14 protein-coding genes are annotated in these 13,892 nt (G+C 68.7%); 1 reads left to right on the top strand and 13 read right to left on the bottom strand.

Going from position 1 to position 13,892, the window contains the following annotated elements; genetic code table 11:
* Nucleotide 1 precedes the first annotated feature (1 nt).
* Nucleotides 2–790 (bottom strand): class I SAM-dependent methyltransferase, encoded by a 789-nt coding sequence (locus tag AB0B29_RS12950; RefSeq protein WP_362237874.1) that lies wholly within the window; start codon nucleotides 788–790, stop codon nucleotides 2–4.
* Nucleotides 791–1,075: 285 nt separating this feature from the next.
* On the opposite strand from AB0B29_RS12950, the gene ddaH reads away from it, so the two are divergent.
* Nucleotides 1,076–1,936 (top strand): dimethylargininase, encoded by an 861-nt coding sequence (gene ddaH / locus AB0B29_RS12945; RefSeq protein ID WP_362237871.1) that lies wholly within the window; start codon nucleotides 1,076–1,078, stop codon nucleotides 1,934–1,936.
* Here the strand turns inward: ddaH and AB0B29_RS12940 are convergent.
* The 12 genes from AB0B29_RS12940 to AB0B29_RS12885 all read right to left on the bottom strand — a co-directional run bounded on the left by AB0B29_RS12940 (nucleotide 1,899) and on the right by AB0B29_RS12885 (nucleotide 13,247).
* Complete coding sequence (locus tag AB0B29_RS12940) at nucleotides 1,899–2,954, bottom strand: LysR family transcriptional regulator (protein ID WP_362237869.1); 1,056 nt, start codon at nucleotides 2,952–2,954, stop codon at nucleotides 1,899–1,901. The genes ddaH and AB0B29_RS12940 overlap by 38 nt on opposite strands.
* Nucleotides 2,951–3,889 (bottom strand): ABC transporter permease, encoded by a 939-nt coding sequence (locus AB0B29_RS12935; RefSeq protein ID WP_362237867.1) that lies wholly within the window; start codon nucleotides 3,887–3,889, stop codon nucleotides 2,951–2,953. The genes AB0B29_RS12940 and AB0B29_RS12935 overlap by 4 nt, the downstream gene beginning before the upstream one ends.
* Complete coding sequence (locus AB0B29_RS12930) at nucleotides 3,876–4,691, bottom strand: ABC transporter ATP-binding protein (RefSeq protein WP_362238690.1); 816 nt, start codon at nucleotides 4,689–4,691, stop codon at nucleotides 3,876–3,878. Before AB0B29_RS12930 ends, AB0B29_RS12935 begins: the two co-directional genes overlap by 14 nt.
* A 53-nt stretch (nucleotides 4,692–4,744) precedes the next feature.
* The gene (locus AB0B29_RS12925) at nucleotides 4,745–6,067 is read right to left on the bottom strand and encodes a sulfate adenylyltransferase subunit 1 (protein ID WP_362237864.1); all 1,323 of its coding nucleotides are present in this window, start codon (nucleotides 6,065–6,067) and stop codon (nucleotides 4,745–4,747) included.
* Nucleotides 6,068–6,069: 2 nt separating this feature from the next.
* Nucleotides 6,070–6,975, bottom strand: coding sequence for a sulfate adenylyltransferase subunit CysD (gene cysD / locus AB0B29_RS12920; RefSeq protein WP_362238687.1), 906 nt, complete (start codon nucleotides 6,973–6,975; stop codon nucleotides 6,070–6,072).
* 26 nt (nucleotides 6,976–7,001) lie between these two features.
* On the bottom strand, nucleotides 7,002–7,550 hold the full coding sequence (cysC, locus tag AB0B29_RS12915; protein WP_362237861.1) for an adenylyl-sulfate kinase: 549 nt from the start codon (nucleotides 7,548–7,550) through the stop codon (nucleotides 7,002–7,004).
* Complete coding sequence (locus tag AB0B29_RS12910) at nucleotides 7,547–8,365, bottom strand: 3'(2'),5'-bisphosphate nucleotidase CysQ (RefSeq protein WP_362237858.1); 819 nt, start codon at nucleotides 8,363–8,365, stop codon at nucleotides 7,547–7,549. Before AB0B29_RS12910 ends, cysC begins: the two co-directional genes overlap by 4 nt.
* Nucleotides 8,352–9,158 carry an amino acid ABC transporter ATP-binding protein gene (locus AB0B29_RS12905; protein ID WP_362237856.1) on the bottom strand — a complete coding sequence of 269 codons (807 nt, stop codon included), beginning with the start codon at nucleotides 9,156–9,158 and terminating at the stop codon, nucleotides 8,352–8,354. The genes AB0B29_RS12910 and AB0B29_RS12905 overlap by 14 nt, the downstream gene beginning before the upstream one ends.
* Before the next feature lie 3 nt (nucleotides 9,159–9,161).
* Nucleotides 9,162–10,016: an amino acid ABC transporter permease gene (locus AB0B29_RS12900; protein WP_362237853.1), complete on the bottom strand. Its 855-nt coding sequence runs from the start codon at nucleotides 10,014–10,016 to the stop codon at nucleotides 9,162–9,164.
* Nucleotides 10,017–10,023: 7 nt separating this feature from the next.
* Entirely contained in the window at nucleotides 10,024–10,866 is an 843-nt protein-coding gene (locus AB0B29_RS12895; RefSeq protein WP_362237851.1) for an ABC transporter substrate-binding protein, read from the bottom strand.
* Complete coding sequence (locus tag AB0B29_RS12890; RefSeq protein ID WP_362237848.1) at nucleotides 10,863–12,095, bottom strand: ATP-grasp domain-containing protein; 1,233 nt, start codon at nucleotides 12,093–12,095, stop codon at nucleotides 10,863–10,865. The genes AB0B29_RS12895 and AB0B29_RS12890 overlap by 4 nt, the downstream gene beginning before the upstream one ends.
* 153 nt (nucleotides 12,096–12,248) lie before the next feature.
* Complete coding sequence (locus AB0B29_RS12885; RefSeq protein WP_362237845.1) at nucleotides 12,249–13,247, bottom strand: hypothetical protein; 999 nt, start codon at nucleotides 13,245–13,247, stop codon at nucleotides 12,249–12,251.
* Between the last annotated feature and the right edge of the window lie 645 nt (nucleotides 13,248–13,892).

The following is a 13,892-nucleotide window of genomic DNA, read 5'->3' as shown; positions in this document are numbered from 1 at the left end:
GTCAGGCACGTACTCCGGTGTAGATGTCGTAGTACTCACCGGCGACGGGCGTCTTGCGCACGTCGGTGAGGCCGCAGCCCTTGAGGATCTCGATGAGCTGGTCGTGGCGCAGGTAGCGGGACCGTCGCTGGAACTCCGTGTGGACACCGTCCACCGTCAGTCTGCTCGACCAGGTGCGGATACCCGTGGACCGGTCGATCGAGATGGTTTCGGCGATGTCGACGGTGTGCTGCCCGATCCGCAGGGTGGGGTGGACGACCGACTGGTCCTCGCGCCGCTCCAGGTCCTCCGCACGCGTGATGTCGACGTAGAAGCGCCCGCCGGGACGCACGCAGGCCACCCACTGGCCGATGGCCTCCGCCATCGTGGCCTGGTCGGCCAGCCCTTCGTCGTCCCAGGCGCCGGCGTAGATGTAGTTGCCCCCACCGCGGTTCATCACCACGTCGAAGCCCTCGGCGTGCCGGCGCGGGAGGTCCTCCCACAGCACGAGTTCGGGCCGGACGTCGAGGCCCTCGACACGGGCGTTGCGCCGGAAGTGCGTCAGCATCAGTTCGCTGCCGTCGGTGCAGGTCACGTCATAGCCGCGGCGGATCAGTTCCAGGGCGGGAAAACCGCTTCCGCAGGCGCAGTCGAGAATGCGGAGGCCCTCCGCCGGGCCCAGCCACTCGGCTATTCCGTCGGCAGTCTCCTCACGGTCGAACTCGAAGAGCATGCACAGTTCCCACAGGGTTCCGATATCCGGATCCCCGGCATCCAGAGCCGCCTCGATGCGTGCATCGGAAACTGACACGACTTCACCGTTCGTCAGGACTGTTGCTTTTCCCACACCCCATCCCTCCCATGCCATATGAACATTTCCTTGTGACCTTCGCAGCGCGTGGAGCGCCCTGTCAAGCGGTTCCTGAAAACATCCCAGACCCCCTGGTCGCGCGATAGAGCCGCGTTATGAGCTGATTAGGAGAAGGGATTGGACAGGCCCTCGTCTTTCATGCGCCACTGGTTAAGTGCACTCCGAATGCGAAAGGTGCACATTGCTCCGTACCGGAATTCCGAAAGCCCTCCGGAGGCAGCCCTGATGCTCGATGAGCACTCTCGTGTGTTCCGCAGGCGGCGATACCTCATGTGTCCGCCGACCCATTTCGACGTCACCTACTCGATCAATCCGTGGATGGACCTGAGCAAACCGGTCGACCAACGACTGGCCGTCGCGCAGTGGGAGGACCTGCGTGACCTGTACGTCGCGCTGGGACACACCGTCGAGTTGATCGACCCCCTGCCCGGGCTGCCGGACATGGTCTTCGCGGCGAACGGGGCCACTGTCGTGGACGGCCGTGTCCTGGCCGCCCGTTTCCGCAACGCGGAGCGCGCCGCCGAGGCGCCCGCGTACGCGGACTGGTTCCGCGCCAACGGCTGCTTCGAGGTGCGCGAGTCCGACCACGTGAACGAGGGCGAGGGCGACTACCTCGTCACCGGCCGCTGGCTGCTGGCCGGCTGCGGCTTCCGCTCCGACCCGGCGGGCCATCTCAAGGCTCAGGAGTTCTTCCGGCGTCCGGTGGTGAGCCTCACGCTGACCGATCCGCGCTACTACCACCTCGACACCGCTCTCGCCGTGCTCGACGACGACCAGATCATGTACAACCCGTCCGCGTTCTCACCCGGCAGTCTCGCGGTGCTGCGCGAGCTGTTCCCCGACGCGCTGATCGCCTCCGAAGCCGACGCGGCGGTCTTCGGCCTCAACGCCGTCAGCGACGGGTACAACGTGGTCCTCGCACAGGCGGCGACCGGGCTGATCGAGCAGCTGCGCGCGCACGGATTCCGCCCCATCGGCGTGGACCTGTCCGAACTGCTGAAGGCCGGTGGCGGCGTCAAGTGCTGCACGCAGGAGATCCGCACACCGCTCACCCCCGGGCACCGGACGGACGCAGCTCCCGTTTAGCCAGCGTGCGCGGGATCCTCGCGCCGTCCGACGGCCGTCCGCGTCGTGCCCGCCCGCCGGCGACGGCGTCGGAAGCGGGCGAGGAAGGGGGCACGGCCGGTCCGATCGCCCCGTGAACGAACGACACGAAGGTGTGCAGGGCGGCGTTGGCGTTGTCCTTCCGCCAGGCCAGCGCCATGGGCACGGCGACCGGCACGGTGAAGGGCTTGAACACCACGCCGGGCACCGCCAGCAGCGCCGCCGACGGCTCGGTGACGAGGGTGATGCCCGCCCCCTGTGCCACGGCCGCCAGCATGTGGGCCTCGTCGGGTTCCAGCCGACTGATCTCCGGGACGGCGCCCTGGCCGTACACCGCGCCGAGGATGGACTCCCACAGGCCGCTGCGTTCCCGCGGGAAGAACACCAGCGGTTCGCCGGCGAGGTCCGCCGGCGAGACGCCCGGCCGGTCGGCCAGCCAGTGGCCGGTCGGGAGGGCAACAACCACACGGTCGTGGGCGATGACGGAGCACTGGAGGTCGTCACCGTCGATCGGCGGCCGTATGAAGCCGGCGTCGATGGCGCGCATGCGTATCCTCTCGACGTTCGAGTGGGTGTGGCCCGTCGCGGTCTCGACCGTCATGTGGGGGTACTGCTCACGGAACCGGCTGGTCAGTTCGGATGCCAGCCCGATGCCGCCCGAGCGGGAGTAGGAGAGGGTCAGCTTCCCGTTGTGACGGCCTGCCAGCACACTGGCGAAGCGGTCGAACTCCTCCGCGTGGGAGAGAAGTTGGCGGGCCTTCGGCTCCAGCACCCGGCCCGCCGCCGTCAGGGCGACGCCCTGCCGGTCGCGCTCGAACAGTGGCATGCCGAGCCGGCGCTCCAGCGCCTTGATGCCCTGGGAGAGTCCCGGTTGCGTCATGTGCAGTCGCACGGCGGCCCGGCCGAAACTCAACTCGTCGGCCACGGCGAGGAAATAACGCAGGCCGCGCAGGTCTCCGGCGGTGATGCCCTCGCTCTCGAAGACGTTCTGATCGTTCACGGCGCACGCTCCAGCAGCCCACGGGTACGCAGCACGTACCGCTCCAATGGTGCGAAGACAAGGAGTTCGACACTGATGCCGACGCACAGGATCAGCAGAATCGTCGCGAGGACCAGAGGCATGTCCTGCGCCACGCGCCCGTTCTCCAGCATCTGACCCAGTCCGTACCCCATCTCCGGTGATCCCGCGATGAGTTCGGCGGCCATCAGGGACCGCCAGGAGAAAGCCCAGCCCTGTTTCAGCCCTGCGAGGTAACCGGGCAGGGCGGCGGGCAGCAGGATGTGACGCACTCCCCGCGCACCCCGTGCGCCCAGCGACCGCCCGGCGCGCACGAACAGCGGCGGCACCTGATCCATGCCCGCGACCAGCCCGTTGGCGACGGACGGTACGGCGCCCAGCAGCACGACCGCGTAGATGGCCGTCTCCGTCAGGCCGAACCAGATGACCGCGGCCGGGACCCAGGCCACCGAGGGCAGGGACTGCAGCCCGGTCAGGATCGGCCCGACCGCGGTCCTGACGGGCCGCACACGCCACACGAACAGCCCGAGCGGCGTGCCGATGACGATCGCCGCCAGGAAGCCGAGGGCTCCGCGCGAGACACTCTGGCCGATCACGCCCAGCGTGGTGCCCAGGTACCACTGCTCCACCAGGGCGTCCCACACCGCGCGGGGACCGGGAAGGACGTAGTCCGGCTTGACTCCCGAAAGGTGGACCAGTTCCCAGACCGTCAGGATCAGGGCGCAGGCCACCACGGGAGGTGCCACGCGCATGAGAAGCACCCTGCCCAGCCTGGCGCCGCCCTTGTGCTGGGTGCTCTGCAGAGCGTCCAGCCCGGTGCTCAGCCCGTCCAGGTCGGTGCCGACCCGCGGGGTGTTCGGCAGGACGGCCCGGGGGTCCGCCGTCCTCCGGGACCGTCTGGTGTCAGCTCCTGGCATGACGGCTGATTTCCTTGCGTAACTCTTCGGTGATTTCCTTCGATTTCTCCGCCACTGCCTCGTCCTCCAGACGCCTGGGGTACGTCAGGTCGATGCGCCACTCGCGGGCGATCCGGCCCGGCCGGGAGGCCAGCAGCACCACGCGGCCACCGAGCCGCACCGCCTCCCGGACATTGTGGGTCACGAAGAGCACCGACAGACTGCGGGCGTCGGTGCCGGGCTGGTTCCACTCCTGCCAGACCCGGATCAGCTCCTCGTGCAGCAGGTCGCGGGTGATCGCGTCCAGCGCCGCGAACGGCTCGTCCATCAACAGGACTTGTGACGCCTGGGCCAGGGCCCGGGCGAGTGCGACGCGCTGGCGCATGCCGCCCGACAGCTCGTGCACCCGTTTGCCGTACGCGCCGCTCAGGCGGACGAGCCCGAGCAGGCGTTCTGCCTCGGGGCGTCGCTCACGCCGGGGAACTCCCCTGAGCCTGAGGGCCAGTTCGATGTTCTTCCCGGCGGTCAGCCACGGGAACAGGGCGTGTTCCTGGAACATCAGCGCGGGGCGCGGGCCCACCGCCGAGACCTCCCCCGCGCTGGGCTCGTCGATCCCCGCCGCCAGGGCGAGCAGGGTGGACTTGCCGCAGCCGGAGGCACCGAGGAGACACACGAACTCGCCGGGGGCGACGGCCAGGCCGATGTCGTCGAGTACGAGCTGATCGCCGCCTGGGCGGCCGAAGGACTTGGACACCCCCCGCAGTTCCAGCGCGGGCCGGGCGGCGACGGTGCGCACCGGGGCCGGCCGCGGGGCCTGCGGCATGCCGGCGGTCGCGACGGGCTCGGCCGTACGCGGGCTGTCGTACACCGGCCGGTTCACAGGCCGCCCCCGCGGCCGTCCGTGAACGCGGCCCCCGCCATGCCCGCGCCCAGGGTGGCCCCGTCCGCCGGGTCGATCAGCAGGAAGGACCCGGTGCGGCGCGAGTGCGCGTATCCGTCCATGGCGAGCGGCTCGGAGGTGTGCAACACGACCTTCGCGATGTCGTTGACGGTCAGGGACTCCGGCCGGGGGCGGCGTGCCAGGCCGTGTCCGGTGTCCATCCGGTAGGGGAGGTCCTTGACGATCGCCTTGACCGTGCGCGTGGTGTGCTTGAGCAGTACGTGAGCCCCCACGACGAGGGGCCGCTCATGGAGGTGGCAGACCGTCGCCTCGATACGCCGTGTGAGTTCGGGGGCGGCCGCGGTCGGCACGACCAGGTCTCCACGGGCGACGTCCAGGGCGTCGGCCAGCAGGACGGTCACGGACTCCGGCGCCGAGGCGCTCGGGACGGGGACGCCCAGGGCGTCGATCGCCGCGATGGTCGTCACCTGGCCGGAGGGCAGCAGGGTGACGGACTCTCCGACGTGGAAGCTGCCGGCGGCGATCTGGCCCGCGTATCCGCGGTAGTCGGGGTGCTCGGCGGTCTGCGGCCGGATCACGTACTGCACCGGAAAGCGCGCGTGGTCGCCGGACAGGTCGCGGCTCACCGGGACGCTCTCCAGGTGTTCCAGGACGGTGGGGCCGCCGTACCAGTCCATGTTCGCGGACGGCTCGACGACGTTGTCCCCGGCCAGGGCGGAGATCGGGATCGCGGTGATCTCCGGAACGCCCAGTTCGGTCGCGTAGGCGGTCAGTTGCGCGGCGATCCGGGCGAACACCGCCTCGTCGTATCCGGCGAGGTCCATCTTGTTCACCGCGAGCACCACGTGCGGGACCCGCAGCAGAGCGGCGATGGCGACATGGCGGCGGGTCTGCTCCACCACTCCCTTGCGGGCATCGACGAGGACGACGGCCAGGTCGGCGGTGGAGGTGCCGGTGACCATGTTCCTGGTGTACTGCTCGTGGCCCGGGGAGTCGGCCAGGATGAACCGGCGCCGCTTGGTGGCGAAGTAGCGGTACGCCACGTCGATGGTGATGCCCTGCTCGCGCTCGGCGCGCAGACCGTCGGTCAGCAGTGCGAGGTCCGGGGTGTCCCGGCCGCGGTTGCGTGATGCCTGCTCGAGGGCCTCCAGCTGGTCGGCCAGCACGCTCTTGGAGTCGTACAGAAGCCGTCCGACCAGCGTGGACTTGCCGTCGTCGACGGAGCCCGCGGTGGCGAAGCGCAGCAGAGTGGTGGTGCCCGCCGGCCCTTCGGCCGTCTGCTCGATGGTCGTCCCCATGGCTAGAAGTACCCTTCGCGCTTGCGGTCTTCCATCGCCGCTTCGGAGAGCTTGTCGTCGGCGCGCGTGGCGCCCCGTTCGGTCAGCCGGGTCGCGACGATCTCCGTGATGACCTGCTCGACGGTCCTGGCGTCCGAGTCCACCGCGCCGGTGCAGGACATGTCCCCGACCGTCCGGTAGCGGACCAGGCGCTTCTCCACCGGTTCCGACACGGTGGGTCCGCCCCACTCCCCCGCTGTCAGCCACATCGAGGAGCGCCGGAACACCTCCCGTTCGTGGGCGAAGTAGATCTCCGGCAGCCCGATCCGTTCGCGCTGGACGTACTGCCAGACATCGAGTTCGGTCCAGTTGGACAGCGGGAAGACCCGTACGTGCTCGCCGGGAGCGTGGCGGCCGTTGTAGAGCTGCCACAGCTCGGGGCGCTGACGGCGCGGATCCCACTGCGAGAACTCGTCCCGCAGGGAGAACACGCGCTCCTTGGCCCGCGCCTTCTCCTCGTCCCTGCGTGCGCCGCCGAACACCGCGTCGAAGCGGTGCTGCCGGATCGCCTCGGTCAGCGGGAGGGTCTGGAGCGGGTTCCGGGTCCCGTCGGGTCGTTCGCGCAGGACTCCGCGGTCGATGTAGCCCTGCACGTCGGCCACGAGCAGCCGCAGGCCGTACCGGGCCACCGTCCGGTCCCGGTAGGCGATCACCTCCGGGAAGTTGTGCCCGGTGTCCACGTGCAGCAGCGGGAACGGGACCGGCGCGGGGGCGAACGCCTTCAGCGCCAGGTGCAGCATGACGATGGAGTCCTTGCCGCCGGAGAACAGCAGCACCGGGTTCTCCAGCTCGCCCGCCACCTCACGGATGATGTGCACCGCCTCCGACTCCAGCGCGTCCAGGTGGCTCCAGATCCGCGACACCGGCATGTGCGAGTGCGCTGCGGTCGCCCGCGTCACAACAACCCCCTCACGATCAGCAATGCGTGGAGCATCACGGCGGACTCCTGCACGGTCTGGTTCTGGGTCTCGATGCGCAGGTCCGGGGACTCGGGCACCTCGTAGGGGTCGTCCACCCCTGTCAGACCGGTCAGTTCGCCCGCGGCCTGCCTGGCGTAGAGCCCCTTCACGTCACGCTTCGCGCACACCTCCACGGGTGTGGCGACGTGGACCTCCAGAAACGGCGTCCCGCTCTGTTCGTGGCGCTTGCGCACGGCCTCACGGCTGTCCCGGTACGGGGCGATCACGGGGACCAGGGCGATGATCCGGTTCCGGGCGAGGATCTCGGCGACCAGCCCGATGCGCTGCACGTTCGTGTAGCGGTCCTCGCGGCTGAAGCCGAGGCCGGCGGAGAGGAACGAGCGGATCACGTCACCGTCGAGCACCTCGACGCGGTGTCCGTCGCCGCGTAGCCGTTCGGCGAGCGCGGCGGCGATGGTGGTCTTGCCGGAGCTCGGCAGTCCGGTCAGCCAGACCGTACAACCCTGGTGCAGGACGGCCGTCATACGCCCGCGCCCTCCTCGGCGACCGGCCAGTCGGGGCAGACCCGGGCGAACGCCGCCCGGAACGGCTCGTGCAGCTCCGGTGCACAGACGGCCAGGTCGGGCAGCATCGGATCCGCCCGGTTGTAGCGGGGCACGCTGCCGTCGAGCCTGAGTACGGTGCAGCCGTAGTGGGCGGCGACCGCCGCGGGTGCCGCCGAGTCCCACTCGTACTGGCCGCCGGCGTGCACGTAGAGATCCGCCTCGCCGAGCACGACGGAGGCCGTCTTCGCGCCTGCCGACCCCTGGGGTACGAGGTCTGCGCCCAGTTCCTCGGCCAGACGTGTGACGAACTCAGGCGGCCGGGTGCGGCTGACCAGCATCCTCGGACGCCGCCGGACGGCCGCCCTGGGCGGCACCGGATCGTCGGTGCACAGCACGGTGCCGCGTGCGGGGAGCGCGACGGCTCCCGCCCTCAACCGGCCTTCCTCCCACAGGGCCACGTGCACGGCCCAGTCCTCGCGGCGAGGCTCGGCGAACTCCCGGGTGCCGTCGAGCGGATCGATGATCCAGACCCGGCGCGCGTGCAGACGGCTGCGGTCGTCGGCCGCCTCCTCCGACAGGATCGCGTCGTACGGCCGGTGCCGCTTGAGCAGGTCGGCGAGGACGGACTGGGCACCACGGTCCCCGGCGGCCTTGAGCTCGCGCGGGTCGGTGTCCGGGCCGGCCGCTGCTCTGATCTCCCGCAGCCGCGCACCCGCTTCCTGCGCGCAGGAGCGCGCGAAGGCGTGGTCGTCCTGATGCGCCTCACCCGTGTCGTGTGTGTCAGTGGAACTCATGTGTTCTCCCCGTGCTGGTCGAGCCCGGCCCCGGTTCCGCAAGGCCCTGCGGTCCGAGAACTCGTTGGAGGAAGGTGCGCGTGCGTTCGTGGCGGGGATCGTCGATGACCTGTGACGGCGGGCCCTCCTCGACGATCACCCCGGCGTCCATGAAGACGACACGGTCGGCCACGTCCCGGGCGAAAGCCATCTCGTGAGTGACGACGAGCATCGTCATGCCGTCCTGTCCGAGGTCGCGCATGACGGCGAGTACCTCGCCGACGAGCTCGGGATCCAGGGCGGAGGTCGGCTCGTCGAAGAGCATCACGCTCGGGTTCATCGCCAGCGCCCGGGCGATGGCCACGCGCTGCTGCTGCCCGCCCGACAACTGCGCCGGGTAGGCGTCGGCCTTCTCCGCGACGCCGACGCGGGCCAGGCACTCACGCCCGAGGCGTTCCGACTCGGCCCGGTCCCTCTTCAGGACGCGCCGCTGGGCGATGGTCACGTTTCCCAGCACCGTCAGGTGCGGGAAGAGATGGAACATCTGGAAGACCATCCCCATGCGCCGCCGGGCCGCGTCCAGGTCGGTGTCGGGGTGGTTCAAGCGGACCCCGTCGACCGTGACGACTCCCGATGTGGGCTCCTCGAGCATGTTCACGCAGCGCAGCAGCGTGGACTTGCCCGACCCGGAGGGGCCGATGACGCACACGACCTCGCCCGGCGCGACGCGCAGGTCGACTCCCCTGATGACGTCGAGCCCTCCGTACGACTTGTGCAGTCCGACCACTTCGACGGCTGGTTGAGCCGTGGCCATGCGTCAGCCCCTTTCGGCGCGGCGGCTCTCCAGCCGACGCACAAGGATCCCGAGCGGGACGGTGATGAGGAGGTAGCCGAGGCCGGCCACCACGAGCGGGGTGGAGTCGGCCTGGTCGGCCGCCACGTCGGAGCCGAACTTGGCGAGTTCGGTGGTGGTTGCCGTGACCCCGAGGACGAACGCCAAGGAGGAGTCCTTGAAGAGCAGGACGAGTTCATTGGTCAGTGGCGGCACGACGATGCGCAGGGCCTGCGGCACCACGATCGAGAACATGGCCCGGCTGTGCGACATGCCCAGGCAACGGGCGCTCTCCATCTGCCCCTTGGGCACGGCCTGGATGCCGGCCCGGAAGGTCTCGGCCATGTACGCCGCCGAGACCAGGCCCAGTGCCAGCGCCACCTGCCCGTAGATGTCCCCGGGCAGTGCGAATCCGGGGAAGGCGACGGGGATACCGAAGCCGATGATCAGGAAGATCACCAGCGCCGGCAGTCCCCGGAAGATCTCGATGTAGAGCAGGGCGGTCCAGCGGTGCAGCGGTACGGACGACAGGCGCATCAGGGCCAGCACGAGCCCGAGCAGGAAGCCGAGGACGTAGCCGGAGAGCGTGTAGAGGACGGTGTTGCGCAGCGCCACCGTGAGCAGGTCGGGGAAGGTCTCGCGGGCGACGCCCAGGTCGAGGAAGTGCTCCTGGACGGCGGCCCAGTCGACCTGGAGTCCCACCACGACGACGACGATCACGAACAGGGCGTACTGCACGGTCAGGCTGACGCGTCTGCGGCGGCGCGGGCTGGAACCGGCTGTCGCGGAGGGTGAGGGAGCGGGGTCGAGGGGCAAGGGAGCTGCGGACGTCTTGGCCATGGCTCCCTCAGGAAGTCGCGCTCTGCTCGGGTGGGACACCGAGCCACTTCTGGTGGAGCCGGGCGTAGCTTCCGTCCTGCTTCGCGTCGGCGATCACCTCGTTGATCACCTTGAGCAAGTGCTCACTGCCCTTCTTCTTCACCACGAAGCCGTAGTGCGCTCCGGTGCTGATGGGCTGTCCGGTGGTGAACTGACCGGCCAGTTCGGGCTTCTTGAGCCAGCTGGTGACCACGGGGAGGTCCTGCACGATGACGTCGACGCTCCCCGAGCGCAGGGCGGTGAGCTGCTTGCCGGAGTCCTTGTACTCCTGCGGCTCGATGCCCTTGTCCACCGCGGCCTTCATACTCGTGGTGCCGGTCAGCACGCCGACGCGCAGTTTGCCGGCCTTGGCCTCGTCGAGCGTGCTCACCGGCTTGCCCTTGGGGCTCATCAGGCTGAGTGCCTCGTCGAAGTACGAGTCCGAGAAGGCGACGTTCTTCTTGCGCTCCTCAGTAATGGTGATGCCGGCCGCGGCGACGTCGCACCTGCCGGAGTTGAGCGCCGCGCCGCTGCGGATCGGGTCGAAGTCGATGTCGACGATCTCCTGCTTCACCCCGAGCCGTCGGGCCACCTTGTCCATGAGCGCGATGTCGAAGCCGACGACCTCGCCGTTGCGGGAGAAGGAGAACGGCTCGTAGGGCACGTTGGTGCACACCACGATCTTCCCGGACTTCACCAGTGTGACGTTCTTGACCAGGGGTGCCGCGGTCTTCTCGGTGGCGGTGTCGCCGCAGGAGGCGGTGAGGAGGGCCACCGGCAGCATCGCGCCGACGACGGCCCGGCGGCGTCTGTGGTGAGCCGACGCCGTCACGGCGTCTTCTGCCCTTGCGTGTCGTCGGCATCGACGACTTCCACGTCGAGCTTCTCCGCGAGGGCGCGGGCCACGTCGTGGACGACGGCCGGGTCCTGGCCGGGCTGCCAGGGGTGCCACACGGACAGCAGGCCGGTGAAGTCGAAGCCCTTCTCGCCGGAGACGACGTGCGTGCCGGGCTTGGCCACCGGGAAGTAGGTGCGGAAGTACGGCGAGTGCATGGCCTCGCCCACGCTGTTGCGCACGACACGTCCGTTGCGGTAGACGACCTTGGCGCACACGGTCATCCGGGGTGGCTGCTTCTGGTTCTCCTGGGCGAGGATGTCCTCGACACTCTCGCCGCACGCCGCGCGCAGGAACATGCGCACGAAGTCGATGGCGTAGACGTCCTTGATGTGCCGGTAGACATGGCCGCCGGAGACGCGGATCGAGAACTCGACGACCCGGTAGCGGCCTTCGGCGTCCTGCCGCATCTCGGCGTTGAACAGGCCGTGCTTCACGCCGAGTGCACGGGTGATGCGCGCGGCGATGCCGGCGACCTCGGCCTCGTGCTCCGGGGTCCTGAACGGCAGCGTGTACAGGTCCTCTTCGAAGTGCGGGCCGGTCGAGTGCTTCTTGTTGTGGACGCCGCCGAGGACGAACTGCCCGTCGAGTACGACGCCGTCGAGGGTGATCTCCTCACCCGGCAGGTACTCCTCGAGGACCGCCCAGGACTCCGGGGCGCCGGAGAAGTAGAAGTTGCGGCCGCTCTCGATGTAGCCCTGGATCACCTTGAGGGAGGCCCGCAACCGGTCCACGTCATGGACGAGTTCGACACAGTCGCTGGCGGCGGCCCGGGTCGGCTTGACCATGAGCGGCAGTCCTCGGCCGGTGGCTGCCTCGACGGCCGACTCGATGTCGGTGACAGGGTGGAACCAGACCGACGGGATGTCGTGCTCGGCCAGGAACGTCCGCTGCCGCAGCTTGTCGCGGCAGATGCGGGCGGCCTCCGGGATCGCCCAGTCGAGGCCGAGCTCCGCGTTGGCCTCCTCGACGATCTCGATGTCCGGCTCGATGAAGGTGACGACGGCGGAGGCGCCGCGTTCCCGGGCGGTCTCGACGGCAGCCTTCACGAAGTCACGCTGGTCGGAGTCGTGGGGGAGCCGGCGTACGGAGGCGAAGCGGGGATCGTTCGCCCAGGGCTCCGTGTCGACGGTGAGGAGGTGGGTCCGTATGTCCAGGTCGAGCATGGTCTGAACGTGGTCCGGAGACGTGCTCAGCCCGCGTCTCATGACGAGTACGAGGGTACGTGGCCGACGGGTGACCTTTGTCATGCGGTTTCGGAGCTCCTTGGTTCGGCGTGCGAGGGAACAAGGTGCGCGGGCGGCAGCCCGGGGCGGGGCTCAGGCCGGGTAGCCGTACAGCTGCAGGGCCTTGGCCAGGCGCTCGTGCGCCAGCTGCTCGACCCGGGGGGTGAACGCCTCCCGCCAGCTGCCGATCTGGCCCTTGAAGAAGGAGAACGAGTCCCTGCGGAAGATCCCGTCAGCGGTCTTCTCGGGGTCCGCGTCGGCACCGACGAACTCGATCACACGCCGTACCACGTCGAGCTGGGCATCGGCCGAGCCACCGCCCTGCGGCCCCACCATCTCCTCGAACGATATGTTGCAGACCTTGGGGTGGTTCAGGAGCCAGAGCATCCGCTCATGGTCACCGCTGGCCGGGAAGGCCGGATCCGACAGGGCGTAAAGAAGACGCTCTTCCAGGGAGCCCTTGGCGGCCAGAATGTTGTTGAAGATTTGAAATTCGCTGAAGTTGCCGAACCCCTGGGCGGTCCTCCCGAGCAAGAAGTTCACCATCGACAGGACCATGTCGCGGGGATCGCGGTACATGAAGAGGATCCGCGGTTCTCCGGTTCGGGACCATTCCTCGATGAATTTCCCGTCAACCTTCTTGATGTCCAGTTCCGGAACGATCCAGCAGGTGTTCTCCGGAGTCCAGGAGAAAGGCGTGTCGGAGGTGCGCCGAAAGGCCCGATCGACGGCTTCGGTATGGGTGAGCTGAGCGCCGTAGCGGTTGACCAGAGGCATTCCCAGACGCTGCTGCCAGGCCCAGCCGAGCGCCTCCCACGCCTGGTCGGCGCCGGCCCGGAAGGCCTCTTCACCCTGCCCCTTGAGGGCGTCGGCGGCCTGGTCACCGTGGACCATACGTACGATTCGATCACGCGTCTCGGCACCCAGGACCGGCCGGATTTCCTGCGGAATCCTTGACTGGCCGTAAATCTTGTAGCCGAGAGCCAGCATGAGTTCCTGCACGAGATGGGTGCCGGATTTCATCAGCGAGACAACGACAACTCTTTCCGCCCGCGTGCCGCTGACATCCGGAACCTGTTGCTGCACAGCCATCCCCTCACTTGTCCGCCGATACCCTTGCCTTTTGGCAATCAGCGGACAACTTTGACTCTAATGTTGATCAAATCGTTGCAAGTGCTTGACATCAATGTCAACCAAAGAAACTTCTGCCCCATCCGTCCAGAGCGCCTTTCAGCCAAAGCCGTTTCCCCCCCGACACCCCCTCCAGCCACGCCGCACAGATAAACGCTCGTTATGACGAAAACGGGGCGAACGGGGCAATGGCCTCGGTTCTTGTCGCCGCAGCACCCCCGCGGACGGGCGCAGCTCATAGAATTTACTTTCACTTGGCTGCAGCAAATAAAGGGAAGAGGCAAGTTCCGGGCGGCGGAGAACGGTGCACACTGCAGCTTGCTCGAGCCCTTCGAATGTCCGAGAAGCCTCCGTGCAGGCACATCGGGGAACTCGCAAGGCCGCACGCATGAACAGGAACACCACATGACCAGCCGTGCAGCGGATGTCGTCAAGCAAGTCCCAAGTGCTGACGGGGAGTTCCTCTTGAGCGCACGACTGGCGGGTGAGTACGCTGAGGCGACCGGGGCAGCATGCTCCTGCTCACCCATCTGTGGCCGGACACCGGTCAGGCACCTGCCGTGAGCACAGCCGCCCGGGCCTTCAGGGGCCGACGAGTGGCGCGCC

It is taken from the genome of Streptomyces tibetensis, from assembly GCF_040647715.1.
GTDB lineage: Bacteria > Actinomycetota > Actinomycetes > Streptomycetales > Streptomycetaceae > Streptomyces > Streptomyces tibetensis_A.
The sequence above is the reverse complement of the archived record's forward strand: the minus strand, read 5'-3'. Positions and strand labels throughout refer to the sequence as shown.

Excerpts from the sequence above, each read along its gene's own strand:
- AB0B29_RS12925 (WP_362237864.1), bottom strand. The coding sequence starts at position 6,067 with ATGGGGACGACCATCGAGCAGACGGCCGAAGGGCCGGCGGGCACCACC.
- cysD (WP_362238687.1), bottom strand. The coding sequence starts at position 6,975 with ATGCCGGTGTCGCGGATCTGGAGCCACCTGGACGCGCTGGAGTCGGAG.
- AB0B29_RS12900 (WP_362237853.1), bottom strand. The coding sequence starts at position 10,016 with ATGGCCAAGACGTCCGCAGCTCCCTTGCCCCTCGACCCCGCTCCCTCA.
- AB0B29_RS12935 (WP_362237867.1), bottom strand. The coding sequence starts at position 3,889 with ATGCCAGGAGCTGACACCAGACGGTCCCGGAGGACGGCGGACCCCCGG.
- cysC (WP_362237861.1), bottom strand. The coding sequence starts at position 7,550 with ATGACGGCCGTCCTGCACCAGGGTTGTACGGTCTGGCTGACCGGACTG.
- ddaH (WP_362237871.1), top strand. The coding sequence starts at position 1,076 with ATGCTCGATGAGCACTCTCGTGTGTTCCGCAGGCGGCGATACCTCATG.
- AB0B29_RS12905 (WP_362237856.1), bottom strand. The coding sequence starts at position 9,158 with ATGGCCACGGCTCAACCAGCCGTCGAAGTGGTCGGACTGCACAAGTCG.
- AB0B29_RS12930 (WP_362238690.1), bottom strand. The coding sequence starts at position 4,691 with ATGCCGCAGGCCCCGCGGCCGGCCCCGGTGCGCACCGTCGCCGCCCGG.
- AB0B29_RS12910 (WP_362237858.1), bottom strand. The coding sequence starts at position 8,365 with ATGAGTTCCACTGACACACACGACACGGGTGAGGCGCATCAGGACGAC.
- AB0B29_RS12885 (WP_362237845.1), bottom strand. The coding sequence starts at position 13,247 with ATGGCTGTGCAGCAACAGGTTCCGGATGTCAGCGGCACGCGGGCGGAA.
- AB0B29_RS12890 (WP_362237848.1), bottom strand. The coding sequence starts at position 12,095 with ATGCTCGACCTGGACATACGGACCCACCTCCTCACCGTCGACACGGAG.